Source organism: Thalassospira profundimaris, assembly GCF_003326755.1.
Taxonomy (GTDB): domain Bacteria; phylum Pseudomonadota; class Alphaproteobacteria; order Rhodospirillales; family Thalassospiraceae; genus Thalassospira; species Thalassospira profundimaris_B.
Window position 1 is genome coordinate 1 of sequence record NZ_JPWH01000009.1, and the last position, 19,484, is coordinate 19,484.

The following is a 19,484-nucleotide window of genomic DNA, read 5'->3' on the forward strand; positions in this document are numbered from 1 at the left end:
TGGGTTGGCAAATGCGCAAGCCTGATGCGGCCCCTGATCGATGCGATTGAACGGCATGTTCTGGCCGGATCATATCTTCATGCCGATGATACACCGGTGCCGGTGCTTGATCCCGGTCGGGGAAAAACCAGGCAGGGACGGTTATGGATTTATCTTCGCGATGAACGACCTCATGGCAGCGACATACCGCCAGCCGCCCTTTATCGCTATACGCCTGATCGCAAGGGCCTGCATCCGCAGACGGTCTTAAAAGACTTCACCGGCCATCTGCATGCCGACGGATATGCCGGGTTCAACAAATTGTACGGCCCCGGCAATCAGCCTGTCCGGGAGGTGGCCTGCTGGGCGCATGTGCGGCGCAAGATCCATGATGTGTATGAGAAAACCGGATCAAAGCTGGCCAGGGAGGCTCTCGACCATATCGGGCATCTGTTCGACATCGAACGGCAGATTATCAACAAGCCGCCCGATGACCGTTTGGCGGTGCGTCAGTCTCACAGTCTGAGGCAACTTGACGAAACAAAAACCTGCTTCGAGCATTCCTTGCGCAAAATACCGGGCAAAAGCGATCTGGCCGGGGCGTTGCGTTATGCCCTGACACGGTGGGACGCTTTGATCTGCTATGCTTATGACGGCAGATGTGAGATCAGCAACAATGCCGCTGAACGGGCGATACGACCGTTGGCCATCGGTCGAAAGAACTGGTTATTTGCCGGTTCAGATACCGGAGGTGATCGGGCTGCTGCCATTTACAGCCTGATTGAGACGGCAAAGATGCAGGGCCTTGATCCGCGCAAATACCTCAGCATCGTCCTTCACCGCATTGCCGATCATCCGATCAATCGGATTGACGACCTGCTTCCCTGGAACATAGACATCCAGGACTGATCTACTCTCCGAAAGGCATTGTTGGCCCTGTCAAGGTAGCCGTGGCTGGACGCTTACCAAGAATCCAAAGATAGTGGGTTGTTGGCGTTGGTTACAATTTTGCGTTTTTTTAATATGCCTGCAGATCCAGAGCAGATCAGGCATCAGTTTGGGAAGCCTGGTGCATTTTTCGCAATTGAAGATCTGCAATTGGCGGCCAAGCGACTAAAATTGAAATCCCGAATTATTCAGTCAAGCTGGGAACGCCTATACAAAACACATCTTCCTGCCATTGCCGAGATCAGGAATGGCAGCTTTGTTATCATTGCCAAGATAGATGCAGAACAAGGAAAAGTCCTTTTGCAGGAACCGGTCGCAGGGCGTGCGGTTGCTGTTGATAAGGCCGAATTTGAAGATAAGTGGTCTGGGCGTTTGTTGCTGGCAACGCGCCGTGCGGCGATCCTTGGTCAGGGTGGGAAATTTGATATTTCCTGGTTTGTTGCGGCTCTGTCGAAATATCGCCGGATATTTATTGAAGTTCTGATCGCTTCCTTTTTCCTGCAATTATTTGCCCTGATTTCTCCGCTGTTTTTCCAAGTGGTGATCGATAAAGTTCTGGTTCATCGGGGGCTTACAACGCTTGATGTATTGGTTTTTGGGTTGCTTGTCGTCTCGGTGTTTGAGGTGTTACTGGGCACGCTTAGAACCTATATCTTCTCGCACACGACAAACCGGGTTGATGTCGAGCTTGGCGCGCGGTTGTTCCGGCATTTGCTGTCTTTGCCGATGGGATATTTTCAGGCACGTCAGGTCGGACAAAGTGTTGCGCGCGTGCGTGAGCTCGAAAGTATCCGAAATTTCATCACAGGCTCAGCTTTGACCCTTGTGATTGACCTGTTCTTCACCATCGTGTTTTTTGCGGTGATGTGGCATTTTAGTCCGCTTTTAACCGTGATCGTTCTTGGATCCATACCGTTCTTTGTTATTTTGGCCTTTGTTGTGACCCCGATCCTGCGCCGACGGCTGGATGAGAAGTTTCAGCGCGGGGCAGAAAACCAAGCCTTTTTGGTCGAAAGTGTGACCGGGGTTGAGACGCTTAAGGCGTTGGCGGTTGAGCCACAAATGCAGCGCCGATGGGAAGAGCAGCTTGCCGGTTATGTGCATTCAAGCTTCAAGACTGCCAATCTTGGGAATGTGGCAGGTCAGCTTACCCAGTTGATTTCAAAAGTTACCACGGCACTCACGCTTTATTTTGGGGCAACCGCTGTCATTACTGGGGACATGACCGTCGGACAACTCGTGGCATTTAATATGTTGGCTGGGCGTGTCACCGGACCGATCCTGCGTATGGCTCAGCTTTGGAATGATTTCCAGCAGGCCCGAATTTCAATTGATCGTCTTGGTGATATCCTTAATTCCCCGACCGAACCAACCTATAATCCGAACCGCTCAACGCTTGATGACATCAAGGGCGAGATTAAATTTGATCTGGTTACTTTCCGCTATCGTCTCGACGGCCCGGAAATCCTGCGTCGGGTCGATCTGAATATAAAAGCGGGTGAAGTCGTAGGAATTGTCGGGCCCAGTGGATCGGGCAAAAGCACCCTGACCAAACTTGTTCAACGGATGTATGTTCCAGAAAGCGGTCGCGTATTGGTCGATGGTATTGATCTTTCAATGGTCGATACCGCGTGGCTACGCCGTCAGGTTGGCGTGGTATTACAGGAGAACATTTTATTTAACCGGTCCCTCCGGGAGAATATCGCTTTATCCGATCCCGGTATGCCGATGGAACGCGTTATTGAAGCCGCCAAGTTGGCGGGTGCCCATGAATTTATACTTTCATTGTCTGATGGATATGACACCAAGATTGGAGAGCGGGGTTCAAATTTGTCGGGAGGGCAGCGCCAACGCGTGGCAATTGCGCGCGCCTTGATCAATAATCCCCGTATTTTGATCTTTGATGAAGCGACCAGTGCGCTGGACTATGAATCAGAAAAGATCATTCAGGAAAACATGCGGCGCATTTGTAAGGGGCGAACAGTTCTAATTATTGCTCACCGGTTGGCTGCTGTTCGTGATGCAGATCGAATTATCACAGTGGAATCCGGTCAGGTTATCGAAGACGGCACGCATGATGAATTGCTGCGCCAAGGAGGGCGTTACGCCAAGCTCTATCAATTACAGGCAGGGACGATAAGTAATGTCGCTGCGCAATAAGGTTCTGGGCATCTGGATAAGTGCAAAAAGAGCATTCAAAGCTGTTTGGGTGAAGCTTGCCAAGTTTTTCCCTTGTTTGAAGTCGGACAATCCTAAATCACGTCATGCTGCGCAGGAACGTCAGTTTCTACCAGCTGCAATTGAAATAATGGAAACGCCAGCTAACCCGATTGGTCGAGCCGTTGCTTTGTCGCTTGCTGGTTTCTTTATCATTGCACTGGGTTGGGCCGTGATTGGTGAAGTGGATGTAGTAGCTGTAGCGCAAGGCCGGCTCGTGCCAACAGGTGGTGTTAAACAAATACAACCACTTGAAATGGGTACGGTGCGGGCTATTCATGTTCGTGACGGACAGCACGTTCTTGCAGGGGATTTGCTGCTCGAACTAGATCCAACCGAAAGCGAAGCAGACAAGGGACAATTGCTGCATGAACGCGATGCGTCAGCTCTTGATATTGCGCGCCTCAAAACTTTTCTTGATGGTCTGGAAAACCGAGAAATTCCGGCTTTGCCAAGGCATGCTGCGCTTAATGATGAAATTCTGCAAACAGCAGAGCAAAAACTGCGCAGTGATCTTGCTGCTTTTTTTGCCAAACTTGCTGCCAAGGATGCTGAAGCTGCAAAGCTTCGGGCTGAGCGCGCTTCCATCAAGGCGGAGATCGCGAAAAGTCGTGAGCTCTTGCCTCTTTTAGTGGAACGTGAAGGGTCTCTTTCAGGACTCGTTTCAGAAGGTATAAGCACCAAACCGGTCTGGCTTGAGGTCAAACAACAACTGATTGAAACAAAAAGCAATCTGGAGATATATCGAAATCGCCTTGAAGAAGCTGATGCGTCGATTATGGCGGCAGAGAAAGATCGTGAAAACCTGATTGCGCAGACCAAGCAGCAAACGCTTGAAAAGCTGCTTGATGCACGTAACAAATTTGAGACCGCTGTGATTACACTTCGCAAGGCAGAAAGCCGCGAGAATCGTCAACAGTTGCGCGCACCTGTTAGTGGTACGATCCAGCAACTGTCGGTTCACACGGTTCGTGGTGTTGTTTCGCCTGCTGAAAGTTTGATGGTGGTGGTACCTGACGACGCAGAGCTTGAAGTGGTCGCTAAGATTCAGAATAAGGATGCTGGTTTTGTTCGTACAGGGCAGGCAGCTGTGATCAAAATTGATAGTTTTCCGTTTACCCGCTATGGCAAGATAGATGGGAAGATCAAAAGCATCTCGCGTGATGCTATTCAGGACGAAGATTTAGGGCTGGTATATGAGGTTCGTGCGACACTTGATACTTCAGAAATCTTCGCAGATGGACGGCTAGTTAAGCTGACGCCTGGGATGACCGCATCGGTTGAAGTGAAAACCGGAAAACGACGCATTATCGAATTCTTACTTTCCCCTGTGATGAAGTATGGAGATGAAGCGCTAAGAGAGAGATAACTGTCGGCGAGTAACACTACTTTCCTTCAAATTTCATCAAATCCTCAGAATGTCACCTTTTCTGTCAATTTAGCGGTTTTTTGTCAGCTTATCTGTCTATCCGTGTCAATTTGTCAGGAAATCGGAAAATACCAAGTGTTTGATTTTACGACATGTTGGATGTCAGCTTTTCTGGCACGTGACACCTAAATTCATATTTTATATCAATGATTTGTGGTTGTTTCTCCCCACGAAAATAAAAGCCGTGGGGAAAGACTTTTGATGATGCTCGCGACAGGTTGAGCTATCAATCAGGCCGGTTCGTGCACGGTGTGTTACATCCGTTCTCGATGACCTTTCAAACTTTCAGATCCCCGGTTTTGTCTCAATTGCATGCGGTTTGCGGGATGGCGCATTGTCGCCAATATGCCGGATCTTTGATATTCACCTTGTTGGATGAATTTATTAAGAAAAACTGCATTAAATAACTAAAATTATTCGCTTATGTGAAGCATGTTTCGTCCTGTAGGCTTTGCCGACATTAAAAATTGACCGAGCAAACCAAAGGTTAAGCCGGTTACGGGAGGAAACAGGAAGATGTGTCTTGATATACGCGCTGAGTCCGCCAAGGCGGGGAAGGTTATGCTCAAGGTTCCGCATCCCCTGCGCGTGAATGGAAAGTTGGTCTGATGAAAGGGCCGCATGCGCCTGTGCGCGTGGATTGGCTTTCACGGCATATGGAACCGATTCTTGATCCGGGGCAACCCATTCTCGATGCCCATCACCATCTGTGGGACCGTCCCGACAGCCGGTATCGTTGTGAAGATTTTCTGGCTGATATCGCGCACGGACACAATGTCCTTGCCAGCATCTATGTGCAATGTCGCACAGGCTACCGGCCGGATGGGCCGAAAATGTTGCGTCCTATTGGTGAGGTTGAAACCATTCGTAGATGGGCCTGCAATGCCGGGACAAATGCTTTTCCTGCCAAGCTTATTGCCCATGCTGATTTGTTGCTGGGATCATCTGCCCAGGCGGTGATCGACGCCTTGATGGAGGCCGGAGAGGGGACGATTTGCGGTATTCGCAATACCACGGCCTACCATCCTGACCCGACTTTGACATCAAACCCCAAACCTGCGCCGGCAGGATTATTGAAAGCCGATACATTCTTGCAGGGTGCCGGTGTCGTTGCACGGGCGGGGCTGGTTCTGGATATCTGGGCGTATCAAACCCAGCTTGATGACGTTTTTGATCTGGCGGCAGCACATTCTGATCTGACAGTTGTCATCGACCATATGGGCGGTCCGCTGGGTGCCGGGGCGTATCGGGAAAACCGTTCAGCCCATTTTGAAAGCTGGCGGGCAGGGATAGAGCGTTTGGCGCAATTGCCCAATACCCGGATCAAAATTGGCGGCTTTGGCCTGATGGTGATGGGGAAGGATTATCATCTGGCCGATACCCCGCCATCGTCAGAGCAACTTGCATATGACTGGCAGCATCATGTTGATGTTTGTCTGAACGCATTTGGTGCCCAGCGTGCCATGTTTGAAAGCAATTTCCCGGTTGATAAGGGCATGTTTTCCTATCCCGTGCTGTGGAATGCCTTCAAACGCCTTGCCAGCCCCCTTTCTGCCGATGAGCGTGCTGCCCTGTTTCACGGGACTGCGGCTGCGACCTATGGCATCGATTTTTCAAAATTTAAAATAAACACTTCAGGGAGAAAATGATCATGAAACCAATTCTGAGGTATCTGCTGTCCGGGGTCGCCGTTCTGGGCGTGTCCATCACGCCGGCTCTGGCCGATTCATATCCTGTGAAACCTGTCGAGATTATTGTCGGATATTCTGCCGGGGGTGGTACGGATGTGATGGCCCGTACCGTGGGAACTTACCTTGAGAAGGCCCTTGCTGGTGACGAAGGTGTGGTTGTCAAAAATATGCCCGGTGCTGGCGGTCAGATCGGCTTTACCGCCGTTGCCAAGGCGAAACCTGATGGATATACGCTTGGCACCTTCAATTTGCCGGCTGCGTTGGCACTGACCATAGATCGCAAGGCGGATTACACTGCCGGGAGTTTTACCTATCTGGCAAATTTTGTGAAAGATCCGAACACCATCGTGGTGTCCAGGGAATCCGGCATCAAAAGCCTGAAAGACTTGCTCGACCAGGCTGCAAAAACACCTGAAAGCGTGACGATGGGATTGTCGTCGCTAGGCGGGAACGATCATTTCGCAGCTATTTTGATGGAAAAGGCTGCACATGTTGATTTTTCCTTTGTGCCGTTCAAGGGGGCAGCCAATGCCCGCACGGCAATCATGGGAGGGCATGTGACAGCGGGTACCATGACCCTGGGACAGACCATCGGTTATGCCGACAATCTGCGTGTTCTTGCGGTGCTTGACGACGAACGCTCCCCCTTTGCGCCAGACGTTCCGACGGCCCGGGAACTGGGATATGACGTTGAGATGGGGTCTTATCGTGGCATTGTGGCGCCCGCAGGTTTGCCCGAAAAAATCCGTGACAAGCTGATTGCGGCACTTCGTGCGGTCAATGATGATCCGGATTTCCAGAAAACATCAGCCAAACAGGGCAGTCCGATTTCTTTTATTGCAGGGGATGATTTTGCCGCCCTGGCCAAACGACAGATTGCCGTTGCCAAAGATATTTGGGAATCAAGCCCTTGGAAATAAGGCCGAAATAAAGAATCGGCCGGTTGAATTTAACGTCGCAAAGGCGACGGTCTTATCGAGAACAGGAGGAAACGATGAAGCTTTTGAGAGTTACAACTGTTGCCTTGTCATTGGTGTTGGGAGCATCAGGTGCCAAGGCAACAGACTGGACGGCTTATACCTATTCGTCGGTGTCAACCACAGCAGCGGTGAAGGGGATGACCCGGATTGCCGAAAAGGTTTCCGAGCAAACAGGTAACGACCTGAATATCAAACTGCATTTGGGAAAAACGCTGCAAATTGCATCGTCGGACATTACCCAGGCGACAGGTGACGGCATTGTCGATTTTGCTGCGGATTATTTCTTTTCCGGCAGTGTGCCAATTGCCCGCGTTCTCAATTTGCCGCTTTTGATCGAGAATGATGCCGAATGGACCAAGGCCTATGCGGCGATGGAGCCGATCCTGAAAGAGGCCTTCGCCAAACAGGGTGTTGTGTATCTGGGGGGCTATCGTTATCCGTCGCAGGTTTTCTTTACCACGTTTGATATGAAATCGCTGGCCGATCTGAAAGGACATAAAATTCGTGTAACCTCCCCTGAACAGGGCCATTTTGTTGAGGCATTCGGGGGCGCGCCGATTACTTTGTCTGGTAGTGAAGTGCCAACCTCGCTTGAGCGTGGTGTGATTGACGGCGTGCTGACTGCAAGTGCAGGCGGTGCCAAGAACTGGCATGAATTCCTGCCTTACAATTATCGTTTCCCCGTGAATTACGGGAATTCGGTAATTATCGCCAATGCGGATTCTTATGACGATTTGCCGGAAAAAGACCGTCAGGTATTGAGCGATGTTGTCAGTGCAGAAGGCCCGGCAATTACGACGGCCTTTAACGAAGACGAGATTGTTCAGATGAACAAGCAGCGTGACGCAGGTATGAAAATTGTTGAAGTTGACCAATCGGAATTGCCTGAAGCACGCAGGAAAATGGCAGCCTATTGGGAAGAATGGGCCGCAGACAAGGGGCCGGAATATGTCAAGGCTTTGAAAATTGTGCGTGAAGCGATTGGCAAGTAATCATGTCGACGCACAAGGAAAAAGCGATGCCAGGCTTTTTGGGCCATTTGTTTAATGGTGTGGCGCATGGTGTTTCCGTTTTGGCCGGGGTGACGCTTGTCGCCCTGGTCGTTCTCGTTGTAGCCGAGATCATCGCGCGGTCTGTTTTCAATACCTCTCTGGCGGTCGTCGAGGAATGCGTCGGCTATTTCGTGGTTTTGCTGATGGTATTGGGTGCGGCGATGGCGTTGCGCAAGAACGATTTGTTCCGGGTTTCATTTATTGCCGATGTGCTGCCCCCCGCACTGGAGCGGGCAAGCCGGGCTGTGTATATCTTCATTGCCCTTGCCGTATGCTGCGTTTTTGTGTGGCGGACAGCCGATCTTGTCGCCAGTTCATTTTCCCGCGGCAAAATTTCCCAAACCGCAATGGAAACCCCGTTATGGATTCCACAGCTTGCCCTGCCGATTGGTTTTTGTGTGCTTGCCGTGTTTTTAATTGAACATCTGTTGCTGGTTCTTCGCAGCTCCGATACGGGAGGCAAATAATGGAAGTCATTCTTGCCTTCGGCCTTTTGATCGGTCTTATCCTTGGCGGGTTTTGGGTGCAATTCTCCGTTTCGACGGCGGGACTGTTCTATATCTGGTTGCTAAATGGTTTTTCGGGCTGGAAGGCGCTGGGGCTGGTGAGTTGGGGGGCTGCCAACAGCTTTACTCTGGCAGCTATTCCGTTATTTGTTTTTATGGCGGAAATTCTTCTGGGCAGCGGCTTGAGTGCCCGTCTTTATAATGGTGTCGCACCCTTTTTCCGCTGGCTTCCTGGTGGGTTGCTGCATACCAATATTGCCGGGTGCGGGATTTTTGCGGCCATTTCGGGGGGGAGTGCCCCGACTGCTGCGGCCATGTCAACGGTTGCCCTGCCGGAACTATCCGAACGTGGTTATAATCGTCGCATCGTGGCGGGATCGCTGGCTGCTGGCGGAACGCTCGGGATTTTGATCCCGCCCTCCATTACCATGATCATCTATGCGACCTTTACCGAAACATCTATTGCCCATCTGTTTGCGGCCGGGCTTGTTCCGGGCATTTTGCTGGCATTGGCCTATATGGGCTTTATCATGCTGCGTGTCTGGCGCAATCCGTCATTGGTGCCCGTCGAGCGGACCGTTTCCAGCCCCGGAGAGTTACGTCGTGCTGCTTGCGATATATTGCCGTTTTTACTGCTGATTGTTGTTGTTCTGGGCAGCATATATGGTGGTTTGGCGACGCCGACGGAAGCTGGTGCAATCGGGGTGGTTGGGGCATTGATGATTGCCACCCTTTATCGTCGCATGTCCAAAAACATGATAACAGAGGCCATTTCACGCACCTTGCGGATGAGCGGCAATATCCTTTTCATCGTTTTTACGTCGATGATTTTCGCTTATGCGACAGCCTTGTCCGGTGTTGGTGATCATTTGGCGCATTGGCTGGAGGCTTCCGGCTATTCCAAATTCGTCTTCCTGCTGATGATTATGGTCGTTTTCACCATTCTTGGATGCTTTATGGAAGGTTTGGGGATGATTGCGATTATCGTTCCCGTGATCTTTCCCGCCCTGATGGCAATGGGCGTTGATCCGGTCTGGTTTGGCGTATTTGTCGTGATTTTGGTGGAACTGGGGCAGTTGACGCCTCCTTTGGGCGTTATCCTGTTTGTTGTGGCCAGTTCGTCAAACAAGGTGACGGTTGAGGATGTTGCCTTGGGGGTTGCCCCCTTCTTTGGCATCATCTTTCTTTTCATTCTGCTTCTCATTGCCGTTCCTGAAATTGCATTGTGGTTTCCATCCTGGAGCCTAGGAGGATAAAATATGAGTTATCCGTTTCCAGAGCCCGTTGTGATTGACGCAACGGTTTTTACTGAATTGCCCGAGGTTTTCCGGCGGCGAAATACCAGTTCCTATTGGGCGGAACGTAACCGTCGGGGGGCGGCGGTAGATTGTTTTCTTGAGGGGCCGTCATTTGACAGGGATGGCAATCTGTATTTTGTCGATATTCCCTTCGGACGTATTTTCAGGGCAGAACCAGATGGTGTGATCAGCCAGATTGCTGAATATGACGGTCAGCCCAACGGTTTGAAAATTCATCAGGATGGACGGATTTTTATCGCCGACTTTCAGAACGGCATCATGTTGCTTGATCCGGCAACCGGTGCCGTAACGCCCGCACTTCGCGATGCTGAATCCGAGGGCTTCAAAGGATGCAATGACTTGCATTTTGATCGCAACGGCGTGCTTTATTTTACCGATCAGGGGCAGACAGGTTTGCAGGACCCGACAGGGCGCGTATTTCGCTGGAACCCCGATAGCGGTGAGTTGCGCTGTTTGATTGACAAGGTGCCCAGCCCGAATGGCCTGGTGCTTGATCTGGCAGAGCATGTTTTGTATTTGGCCGTGACACGGGCAAATGCCGTTTGGCGGCTGCCTTTGTCACCCAGCAATCGCGTGGTAAAGGCGGGCCTGTTTTTGCAATTCAGCGGCGGTCGGGCCGGGCCGGATGGTCTGGCGCTGACCGATGCCGGGGGTGTTGTGGTTTGCCAGACCGGAATGGGCCTGGTATGGGTCCATGATGCCCTGGGACGACCCATTGCAGTTGTGCGATCTCCGCGAGGACTGGGGACAACCAATTGTGCGTTTGGTGGCCCTGATAACCGGACGCTTTACATTACGGAATCTGACACGGGGACAATCCTCAAGGCGGAATTTGCGCCTGAACTGGGTATTAAAGGGCACGCCATGTATTCAGGGCATGGTGTATAATGCTGATCTGATCTATGACGACATGGGGCCGGATATTTGCGCCCTGATTGCGAAGAAGCCACTCAAAATAACGGGTGGCTTTTCCGTTTGGGGTCATAATTGCATAAGAATGTCAGGCGTTAATTCATCGATAGTGCGTTTCCCCAGTAAACCCATGTCACGATGCAGTTCGGATTTCATAATTTCGATTGCATTTCCAACACCGTTTAAGCCATCTGCGACTGCGGCATAAAGGAAGGGGCGCCCGATAAAAACAAAGGATGCCCCAAGCGCGATTGCCTTGATAACATCTGTGCCGCGACGAAAACCGCCATCAATCATAACCGGGATGTTACCCGCAGCCGTGACTGCCCCGGAAAGGACACGCAACGGGGAGACTGTTCCGTCAAGCTGACGCCCGCCATGATTTGACAAAATAATCCCGTCACAGCCAAGGGCTGCAATTTCCTGTATGTCCGGACCCGCCAGAACGCCTTTGACAACCAGTTTACCCTGCCATTGATCCCGGATCAGCTTTAAATGATCCAGGTTCAGGTGATCTTTCCGACCGAAATCACGCGCAACATTGCGTGACATGATCGGGGCGCTGCGTGTTGCATATGAATTTTCAAAATGCGGCATCCCTTTGCCTAACAGAGTGCGCGCGAATGTCCCAAAGACCCATCCCGGATGTGTTCCGAATTGCCACAGGACTTTGGGGGTGAACCGAAGAGGGGTGGAAAAACCGGCCCGGATGTTGTTTTCGCGATTGGCGAGAACTGCTGTATCGACGGTGATGACAAGCGTATGGAAGCCGGTGCGCGCTACGCGGGCGACAAGATCGCGAATTTTGTCCTCTTCACCAGGCAAATAGGCCTGAAACCAGCAGTCCGGGTTGGTTTGGTAAACTTCTTCCATCCGGGTCAGGGATGATCCACTCAGAATCATCGGGATATTTTGTTCGCCTGCAGCCTGTGCAAGTGCATTGTCCCCGTCATAAGCCATAAGGGCGGCAATGCCCATCGGGGCAATGCCAAAGGGGGCTGCATATGTTTTGGAAAACAGGCTAGCGGAGATGTGACGCTCGGAAACACCGCGCAAAACGCGCGGAACAAAGCCCCATTTGTGAAAAGCGGCCCTGTTGTCGTGCAGGGACGCCGATGTTTCCGCAGCACTGGAGATGTAGGTATACAGGGGGTGCGGAAGGCGGCTGCGTGCAGCCGCCTCATAGTCGTCAAGGCACAGGAAGTTCGTCATTGGCCTGAAGAGGCGTTGTCTGATTTACGGGCTCTGATCACGCGCATGACCAGTGGGCAAACAATGACACCGACTGTGATGGCAATGATGATCTGGCTTGTAGTGTTCTGCCATAGCGTTGACCAGTCATTGCGGCCAATGCGGAGTGCCAGGCGCAGGTTTTCTTCGGCGAAGCTGCCCAGGATGAGACCCAGAACCACAGGGGGAAGCGGGAATCTCAGTTTGTCCATGAAATATCCGACCAGGCCAAAGCCAAGGGTCAGATAAACATCAAACATCCGTCCGTTGATCGAATAAACCCCGATAAAGACCAGCGCGATGATAATGGCGCCCAGCATCGGTCGCGGCAGGCGAAGCACCTGGGCAAAGCTGTTGGTTGCCAGTGATCCGCCAAGGAAAATCAGCAATATCGCCCCAAACAGGAATTGCCACATAAACCCGAAAACAAGGTCGGGATTATCGCGAAACAGCATGGGGCCGGGTTGCAGGCCATGAATAAGAAGACCACCCAACATGACAGCGGCAACCGATGTTCCCGGTACGCCCAGCGTCAGGGCGGGGATCATGGCAGATGCCGTGTCGGCATTGTTGGCCGTTTCGGATGCCGCGACACCTTCAGGTTCACCTTTGCCCCATTCCGACGGATTTTTGGCCGCGCGTCGGGCTTCGTTATAGCTCAGAAATGCTGCCATCGAACCACCGGCACCGGGCAGAATGCCAATCAGAACACCGATGACACTTGAACGCAGCCAGGTTTTCCAGAAACCCAGCATCTGGGGAATGGCCTTCCAGATGCTGCCGGTTCCCAGATTGAATTTATCGGTTGTTGCCTCAAGATGGGCATTTTCAAGAAGGTCAATAGCGGGCGGAAGGGCATAAAGCCCGACCAGCAGAACAACGATATTAATACCGTCCAGCAGTTCCAGGTGGCCAAAGGTAAGGCGTTCATACCCTGTGATGGTGTCCAGCCCGACGATCGATACCGTAACCCCGAATGCGGCACTGATCAGGCCCTTGATCGGATCGCCGCCAAGCAAAAAGACAATCGAGGACAGGCCAAAAACAGCAACCCAGAAGATTTCGGCCGGGCCGAACAGCAGCGTTACCTGTGCCAATGGGGGGGCAAGCAGCATCAAAACAATGGCAGAGACAATGCCGCCGATCGCCGATGAGACAACAGCAACCTGAAGGGCAAAACCGCCACGCCCGGATTGTGCCATTGGATAGCCATCAAATGTGGTTGCGACGGCTGCCGGCGTGCCGGGAATGCGCAACAGCACCGCAGGAATGGCGCCGCCATACATGGCACCGTTATAGATACCGGCCATCATTCCCAAGGCGACCAGCGGGTCAAGACCAAAGGTGAACGGGATCAGAACCGATATTGCCATTGTCGCGCTGAGGCCGGGAAGGGCGCCGACACAGATACCGGCGGTAACGCCAATAACAACAGATAAAAGGTTGGCCCAGCCCAGCACCTGCGGCAGAGCATCGAGAAGATTGGAATACATGTCGAATGCTCCGGCGTCAGGACTGGAAGAATTCGGGCGGGAGGCTCTGATTCATGAGAACCAGAAAGATCAGGGCAATGCCGCCAACGAAAATCAATGTTGCAAGTGCAATACCCTTAAGCTTGCGATAGCCAAAAAGCCATGAAACCACGGGCAGCATTAAAAGAGTTGAGGTATAGAAACCTGCATTTGCAACCGAGATCACATAGCCCGCGACGCATGCCACAACCAAAGCAAATCGCGGCAGCGATGTGAAAACCGGATTTACAGATACAGCACCCGATTTGATAAGGTTGCGCAGGATCATAAGTGCCGACAGGCCAATGATTGTGCATAACATGGCTACCGGAAGGAGGGCGCTCATATAGGGCATGTCTGTCACTTTGGTGAGCAGCCATGCGGCCACGGCGATCAATACAACGCCCGCAATATTGTCCGGATGCAATATGCGTGAACCGGTTTGGTTCGTCATGATGCAGGTCTCTCGATCAGTTGATATTTGGCTGCCTGACGATGCAGATGTCGCGCGTCGGGGAAGTCTGCCGGTCTTGGCATCTTCCAGGCAAACCGGGGGTGTCGTTTGGGAATAGCTGCCAAAGAGGTTATCTGAACCTCTTTGGCAGCAGTCATGTCAGGAGAGTGTTCCCATCTCGCCTGTTATTTCCAGGGCGTGGTTTCCCAAACCTTTTTGGCGAAATCATACTGCTCATGGGTCAGGGCTTTGAAGTCGTCGCCCAGTGTCAGGTTGACCGGGTTGCCTGAAGCAACCATCGCTTTCGAGAATTCGGGGTCGTCGTAAGCTTTTTTGAAGGCATCCAGAAGTTTTTGACGAACATCATCAGGAAGCCCCTTGGGGGCAACAAATCCACGCAAGGATCCGTTGACGACATTATACCCCTGTTCGGCAAAAGTCGGGATGTCATCTGCCAGGCTGGAGCGTTCCTTCGTTGCCAGGCCAATGACGTTGAGTTCGTCCCGGAAGCCCAGAATTTCGGACAGGTTGAAGATGCCCATTGCAACATGACCGCCCATTACTGCGGTACGTGCCGGTGCAGACCCTTTGAAAGGCGCAATGGTGAACTGGGCACCGGTATCCTCCTGGAGGCGCACCAGGAAGAGGTGATCGTCACCTCCCAGGCTTGACATACCAACGGTGACGGCACCGGGATCGGCCTTGGCAGCTTTGATCAGCTTGTCCATCGTGTCGATCTCGCTGTCCTTGGCCGTCACGATCACGTTGGGATCATCGACCACATTGGCAAGATAGGTAAAACTATCGGCAGAATAAGCGGCATTCCGGTCAAGTGTGCGTGCCATCATGCCAGGCAGGTTAAACGTGCCAAGCGTGTATCCATCGGGTTTTGCCTTGGCAACTTCGGTAACGCCGATCTGGCCGCTGGCACCCGGGACATTCTTGACGACCACAGTTGCCCCATCGCCCAGATAGCGCTCCAGAAATGGTGCGACGGTACGCGCCATCACATCGGTGCCACCTCCGGCCGCATAACCGACGATGATTTCGATCTTCTTTTCAGGGTATTGCGCAAATGCGCTTGATGTGAACGCCGTGACAAAGCAAGCGGCGGCCAAAAGAGTTTTGAGTTTCATTTTAGTTTCCTCCCTTATTTTCATATTCAACCCTACATCACGCTTTTTTGTTAATGAAAGAGAATAAAAATTCATTATAGCGACAGTTTATCTAACTTTATGACGAAGGGTCGGGTGTGTTTGACTGTTGCGGTTGGTGATTCCTGTGTTCTCTGTTGCAAGTCTTTTTGATGTTTCCCGTGTTTCAGGCGGGAGACCATGTTGGGGACGACCCCTGCCAGCCAGTTAGTTGGCCGGGTGGGATGGCCTGGGGGCTGGCAGGGGCAGTATTCCGGGCTGGTCAGGCCGAAATGATTTCGACACCTGCGTTGGCAAGGGCCTTGTCTACCCAGGAGCGATCATTGGTGCGTTGCCTGATTTGTTCCATCTGGCGTTCTTCGGCATCCTGTTTGGCCAGTGTTGCTTGCAGAATACCGGGTGCTTCGGCGACTGGCACAGACAACACCCCGTCGGCATCGCCCAGGACGAGGTCGCCTGCTTCAATGATCATGCCATCAATCGAGATCGTCGAATTGATTTCGCCCGGGCCGAACTTGTAGGGGCCTCGATGGGTGACGCCGACGGCATATGTTGGCAGGTTCACACGGCGAAAAGCATCAAGATCACGCAGGCAGCCATACAGAACAAAACCGGCAACGCCACGGTTAACGGCATGGGCAAGCATCAATTCTCCCATCAGGGCGTTATTAAGGTCGCCAGCCCCGTCAACCACGATGATGTCGCCCGGTTCGGCCATATCAATGGCCTTGTGCAGCATGAGATTGTCGCCTGGCCGGCATTTTACGGTAATTGCCGGCCCCACCAGTACGCCATCGGTGTGCATCGGGCGCAGTTTGGTGCCACCTGCATAAAGTCGGCTCATGCAGTCGCTGACATTTGCAACGGGCAGAACACGGAATTTTTCGACCAGCTCGGCTGAAATTTTCTGTTTACGCGGGAAAATACGATTTCCAACAGTCATTGTGTTTCCTCTTGCCGGATGTTTATGCGTTGAGCGCTGTTTTTGACAGTCGCGCTTTTCCCGTCGTGAATATCTCGGGATTGACGATCCGCTCCTGGGCAATTTCCTCGCCATCAAGAAGCTTGATAATACCTTCGACGGCCAGGACCCCGACACGGCGGCCCGCCCCAGCAGTGACACCGCCGACATGCGGCGTGACAACAACTGTTCGCTCATTCATCAGGGGATTGTTTTGTGCGGGAGGTTCCTGCTCGAATGTATCAAGTCCGGCCCCGGCAATGTGCCCGCTTTGAAGGGCGGGCAACAGGGCTGCTTCGTCAATCAGGCCGCCACGTGCGGTGTTTATCAGATAGCTCTGCGGGTTCATGGATTGCAGGCTTTGGGCATTGATCAAATGCCGGGTAGCGGGCAGTAACGGGCAGTGCAGGCTGACAATATCGGAGATGGCCAGCAATTCTTCGACCGTGGCGACGCGTTTGATATTTTCTGTGTTAAAAAGGGCTTCGTCGGCCATCGGGTCATAGGCGATGACATTTAAGCCAAGTCCCGATGCAAGACGTGCCGTGTGGCGGGCAATGGCACCAAAACCCACCAGACCCAGTGTCTTTCCGGCAATTTCAACACCAAGAAACCCGGCTTTTTCCCATCTGCCATCGCGAAGTCCGCGATCAAGCGGCACAATCTGTTTTACGGTTGCCAAAAGTAACGCAATGGTGTGTTCAGCCACAGAAAGCGCATTGGCACCAGGGGCACGCACGACGGCAATCCCGCGTTTGCTGGCCGCATCAACGTCAATATTGTCAACTCCGGCACCATGTTTGGAAATCACTTTGAGATCGGGTGCCGCATCCATGATATGGGCACCGATTTTTCCCATACGCGATATAACGCCCTGAGGACGATAGCGTGTTAAATGATCAATCAGGACATCGTCTGACGGATAGGGCGGTGTATGGATTTTGTGAATTCCGGCTTTTTCGATCAGTGCGGATGCTTCCTGATCAAGATCGGGGCCGGTAACAAGGATATTCACAGATTCGGTCATTTTCCCACTCCGTAAAACGGCAGCGGATCGAGATAACCCCGCATGCTTCTTCCCTAATGCAATTCTTGTTTGATGCGCTTTTTCAGCTCCCCTGATGATTAACGATAGATTATTTTTATAAAAGCGAATATTATTTCCGGATAAATTAAGTATTTCTGGATTAGTGGGGTTGGTGCAATGGATACCCGTCAACTCAAAACGTTGGTTGCTGTTTCGGAACACGGCACATTCGCGCGTGCTGCAGAATATGTACATTTGACGCCATCCGCAGTCAGCCAGCAGATGCAGGCGCTGGAACAGGAAATGGGGGTGAGTCTGTTTAATCGCGAAACACGCCCGCCCACCCTGAATGTGCATGGATTACAGCTTCTTGAGACGGCGCGGTCTGTTTTGCGAGTGGTTGAGGAAACCCGAAGTGCTCTGCATGGAGAGCGCAAAAGCGGGACCTTGAATATCGGGTCCGTACGCACAAGCACCATTGGCCTTTTGCCCAAAGTGATCGTGTCGCTAAGATCGGTCTATCCTGACTTGCGGATCAATCTGCGCGTTGGCCTGTCGAGTTCGATGATCAGTGATGTTCATGCCGGGCGCCTTGATATGGCGATTGTTGCCGAACATCTTGGCATTCCCCAGGGGATGGTCTGGCGACCCTTTATTCGTGAACCTTTGGTTGTCATCGCCCCGCCAGGTACGCCGGATATGGCGGCGCGCGAAATCCTTGAAACACTGCCTTTCGTAAGATTTCGCAGCAATGTTCCCCTTGCACATCTGATTGATCTGGAGTTGTCACAAATGGGGATTGTCACTGCGGATACCGCCGAAATCGACACGATCTCGGCCATTGTGGAATGTGTCATGGCCGGACTTGGCGCAACGGTGGTACCACATATCGCAATTCGCGAGGATATGCAGAATCTGGTTGTTAAACCATTTGGCGACCCGCAGGTTTATCGTCAGATCGGCGTTGTTCAGCGCATGACATCTGCAAAGATGGATCTTCTCGACCTGTTCCATGACAAATTGGCAACCCTTGCCGGAGAATTCGGCGTCCCGCGCTAGTTGAATGGCGTATCTGGCTTTGATGCTATTTCCTGTGAATGGGAACGTGTTTCTGTAATGCGGACATGACGAGCTTAAACGTTATTTTTTCTGTAAGTTTGGCAACTTTTTATCAGCTTATGCGTCAATCCGCGTCAACTTATCTGGCACCAGGAAATCTCTTTGGTGGCAAAAGAGCCCTTGATCAATGAGGCCTTGTTTCCGTGTTCATAATTCGCGGGTACGGAGAGGCAAAGATTACGGGCAATTATGACAGAAGACTTTTTGAATAATCAAAGCCATCCAGATATTTTGCCTGAATAAAGCGCATGAACCGGTCATGGAACTGGCGTGTATGTGCATGTGCAAGTTGATCTGCTTTTTCCGCATCCTTCATCAGGATCGCTTCGATCATATCATCATGTTCCGAGGTAAGAAGGGATTCCCCGGGAGAGGATGACAGATAGTCAAAGTGCATGTGCAATAAACGCCGGCCCTCATCGAGCATGCGGGCATAGCCCTGCTTGAAATAGGGGTTTCCGCCCGCGGTTGCGATTGCCACGTGGAAGTCCCGGTTGGACGCGGACATATTGAGATAGTCATTTGTCTTGCACGCATCTTCAAAGGCGCGAGCGTAATTTTCAATGGCCATCAGGTCATTTTCGCTGCGGTTCATCGCTGCAAGGCGCGTACAGACCCGCTGATAAAGATCCAGCGCCTCGACATACCGGGGGAATTGACCAAGATTTATCGGGGCAACCAGCGTCGAGCGGTTGGACAGCATACTGACCAGTCCATCGGCGGATAATCGCACCAGGGCTTCACGAACCGGAGAGCGTGACATGCCGAATCGTTGCGCCACAAGGGTTTCCTCAAGCGGTGCCCCGGGCGCGATTTCGAGCGTAAGTATTTCAGCCTTGAGTTTTTCATACACATAGGCCGAGCCACTGCCCTTTGATCTGGGTTTGTGGTCTAGGGTCTGTTTTTCAGCCATATCAATTGATTGAACCTTCATTAACCCGAAAATGCGCCTGCTGTTGATTAGCACCGCTTCATGTTTTGCACAAAATATATTG

Annotated in this window: 17 protein-coding genes; 10 read left to right on the forward strand and 7 right to left on the reverse strand. The window is 52.0% G+C overall.

Going from position 1 to position 19,484, the window contains the following annotated elements; all coding sequences use genetic code 11:
- The 9 genes from tnpC to TH25_RS11765 all read left to right on the forward strand — a co-directional run.
- The coding region (gene tnpC, locus TH25_RS11725) for an IS66 family transposase (RefSeq protein ID WP_114088617.1) at positions 1 to 888 on the forward strand (888 nt) is incomplete at its 5' end.
- 45 nt (positions 889 to 933) lie between these two features.
- Complete coding sequence (locus TH25_RS11730) at positions 934 to 3,087, forward strand: type I secretion system permease/ATPase (RefSeq protein WP_114088618.1); 2,154 nt, start codon at positions 934 to 936, stop codon at positions 3,085 to 3,087.
- Positions 3,071 to 4,513, forward strand: coding sequence for an HlyD family type I secretion periplasmic adaptor subunit (locus tag TH25_RS11735; RefSeq protein WP_114088619.1), 1,443 nt, complete (start codon positions 3,071 to 3,073; stop codon positions 4,511 to 4,513). Before TH25_RS11730 ends, TH25_RS11735 begins: the two co-directional genes overlap by 17 nt.
- A gap of 668 nt (positions 4,514 to 5,181) precedes the next feature.
- Entirely contained in the window at positions 5,182 to 6,222 is a 1,041-nt protein-coding gene (locus tag TH25_RS11740; RefSeq protein ID WP_114088620.1) for an amidohydrolase family protein, read from the forward strand.
- A gap of 2 nt (positions 6,223 to 6,224) precedes the next feature.
- Positions 6,225 to 7,184 carry a Bug family tripartite tricarboxylate transporter substrate binding protein gene (locus TH25_RS11745; protein ID WP_220151400.1) on the forward strand — a complete coding sequence of 320 codons (960 nt, stop codon included), beginning with the start codon at positions 6,225 to 6,227 and terminating at the stop codon, positions 7,182 to 7,184.
- 74 nt (positions 7,185 to 7,258) lie between these two features.
- Positions 7,259 to 8,236, forward strand: a complete 978-nt coding sequence (gene dctP / locus TH25_RS11750) for a TRAP transporter substrate-binding protein DctP (protein WP_181847582.1) — start codon at positions 7,259 to 7,261, stop codon at positions 8,234 to 8,236.
- A gap of 26 nt (positions 8,237 to 8,262) precedes the next feature.
- The gene (locus tag TH25_RS11755; RefSeq protein ID WP_181847584.1) at positions 8,263 to 8,763 is read left to right on the forward strand and encodes a TRAP transporter small permease; all 501 of its coding nucleotides are present in this window, start codon (positions 8,263 to 8,265) and stop codon (positions 8,761 to 8,763) included.
- Complete coding sequence (locus tag TH25_RS11760; RefSeq protein ID WP_114088622.1) at positions 8,763 to 10,058, forward strand: TRAP transporter large permease; 1,296 nt, start codon at positions 8,763 to 8,765, stop codon at positions 10,056 to 10,058. Before TH25_RS11755 ends, TH25_RS11760 begins: the two co-directional genes overlap by 1 nt.
- Before the next feature lie 3 nt (positions 10,059 to 10,061).
- Positions 10,062 to 11,009: an SMP-30/gluconolactonase/LRE family protein gene (locus TH25_RS11765; protein ID WP_114088623.1), complete on the forward strand. Its 948-nt coding sequence runs from the start codon at positions 10,062 to 10,064 to the stop codon at positions 11,007 to 11,009.
- Between the two features lie 93 nt (positions 11,010 to 11,102).
- Here TH25_RS11765 and TH25_RS11770 read toward each other — a convergent pair whose 3' ends face one another.
- The 6 genes from TH25_RS11770 to TH25_RS11795 form a co-directional block, all read right to left on the reverse strand.
- On the reverse strand, positions 11,103 to 12,245 hold the full coding sequence (locus tag TH25_RS11770; protein WP_114088624.1) for an alpha-hydroxy acid oxidase: 1,143 nt from the start codon (positions 12,243 to 12,245) through the stop codon (positions 11,103 to 11,105).
- Positions 12,242 to 13,756, reverse strand: coding sequence for a tripartite tricarboxylate transporter permease (locus tag TH25_RS11775; protein ID WP_114088625.1), 1,515 nt, complete (start codon positions 13,754 to 13,756; stop codon positions 12,242 to 12,244). Before TH25_RS11775 ends, TH25_RS11770 begins: the two co-directional genes overlap by 4 nt.
- A 16-nt stretch (positions 13,757 to 13,772) precedes the next feature.
- Positions 13,773 to 14,228 (reverse strand): tripartite tricarboxylate transporter TctB family protein, encoded by a 456-nt coding sequence (locus TH25_RS11780; protein ID WP_114088626.1) that lies wholly within the window; start codon positions 14,226 to 14,228, stop codon positions 13,773 to 13,775.
- A gap of 185 nt (positions 14,229 to 14,413) precedes the next feature.
- Entirely contained in the window at positions 14,414 to 15,364 is a 951-nt protein-coding gene (locus TH25_RS11785; RefSeq protein ID WP_114088627.1) for a Bug family tripartite tricarboxylate transporter substrate binding protein, read from the reverse strand.
- A 280-nt stretch (positions 15,365 to 15,644) separates the two neighbouring features.
- Positions 15,645 to 16,325: an RraA family protein gene (locus TH25_RS11790; protein WP_114088628.1), complete on the reverse strand. Its 681-nt coding sequence runs from the start codon at positions 16,323 to 16,325 to the stop codon at positions 15,645 to 15,647.
- Between the two features lie 22 nt (positions 16,326 to 16,347).
- The gene (locus TH25_RS11795; RefSeq protein ID WP_114088629.1) at positions 16,348 to 17,370 is read right to left on the reverse strand and encodes a hydroxyacid dehydrogenase; all 1,023 of its coding nucleotides are present in this window, start codon (positions 17,368 to 17,370) and stop codon (positions 16,348 to 16,350) included.
- 177 nt (positions 17,371 to 17,547) lie between these two features.
- Between TH25_RS11795 and TH25_RS11800 the strand changes: the two genes are divergently transcribed.
- Entirely contained in the window at positions 17,548 to 18,429 is an 882-nt protein-coding gene (locus TH25_RS11800) for a LysR family transcriptional regulator (protein WP_114088630.1), read from the forward strand.
- A gap of 247 nt (positions 18,430 to 18,676) precedes the next feature.
- Here the strand turns inward: TH25_RS11800 and TH25_RS11805 are convergent, their stop codons facing one another.
- Entirely contained in the window at positions 18,677 to 19,423 is a 747-nt protein-coding gene (locus TH25_RS11805) for a GntR family transcriptional regulator (protein ID WP_220151401.1), read from the reverse strand.
- Between the last annotated feature and the right edge of the window lie 61 nt (positions 19,424 to 19,484).

Excerpts from the sequence above, each read along its gene's own strand:
- TH25_RS11735 (WP_114088619.1), top strand. The coding sequence starts at position 3,071 with ATGTCGCTGCGCAATAAGGTTCTGGGCATCTGGATAAGTGCAAAAAGA.
- TH25_RS11740 (WP_114088620.1), top strand. The coding sequence starts at position 5,182 with ATGAAAGGGCCGCATGCGCCTGTGCGCGTGGATTGGCTTTCACGGCAT.
- TH25_RS11745 (WP_220151400.1), top strand. The coding sequence starts at position 6,225 with ATGAAACCAATTCTGAGGTATCTGCTGTCCGGGGTCGCCGTTCTGGGC.
- dctP (WP_181847582.1), top strand. The coding sequence starts at position 7,259 with ATGAAGCTTTTGAGAGTTACAACTGTTGCCTTGTCATTGGTGTTGGGA.
- TH25_RS11755 (WP_181847584.1), top strand. The coding sequence starts at position 8,263 with ATGCCAGGCTTTTTGGGCCATTTGTTTAATGGTGTGGCGCATGGTGTT.
- TH25_RS11760 (WP_114088622.1), top strand. The coding sequence starts at position 8,763 with ATGGAAGTCATTCTTGCCTTCGGCCTTTTGATCGGTCTTATCCTTGGC.
- TH25_RS11765 (WP_114088623.1), top strand. The coding sequence starts at position 10,062 with ATGAGTTATCCGTTTCCAGAGCCCGTTGTGATTGACGCAACGGTTTTT.
- TH25_RS11770 (WP_114088624.1), bottom strand. The coding sequence starts at position 12,245 with ATGACGAACTTCCTGTGCCTTGACGACTATGAGGCGGCTGCACGCAGC.
- TH25_RS11775 (WP_114088625.1), bottom strand. The coding sequence starts at position 13,756 with ATGTATTCCAATCTTCTCGATGCTCTGCCGCAGGTGCTGGGCTGGGCC.
- TH25_RS11780 (WP_114088626.1), bottom strand. The coding sequence starts at position 14,228 with ATGACGAACCAAACCGGTTCACGCATATTGCATCCGGACAATATTGCG.
- TH25_RS11785 (WP_114088627.1), bottom strand. The coding sequence starts at position 15,364 with ATGAAACTCAAAACTCTTTTGGCCGCCGCTTGCTTTGTCACGGCGTTC.
- TH25_RS11790 (WP_114088628.1), bottom strand. The coding sequence starts at position 16,325 with ATGACTGTTGGAAATCGTATTTTCCCGCGTAAACAGAAAATTTCAGCC.
- TH25_RS11795 (WP_114088629.1), bottom strand. The coding sequence starts at position 17,370 with ATGACCGAATCTGTGAATATCCTTGTTACCGGCCCCGATCTTGATCAG.
- TH25_RS11800 (WP_114088630.1), top strand. The coding sequence starts at position 17,548 with ATGGATACCCGTCAACTCAAAACGTTGGTTGCTGTTTCGGAACACGGC.
- TH25_RS11805 (WP_220151401.1), bottom strand. The coding sequence starts at position 19,423 with ATGAAGGTTCAATCAATTGATATGGCTGAAAAACAGACCCTAGACCAC.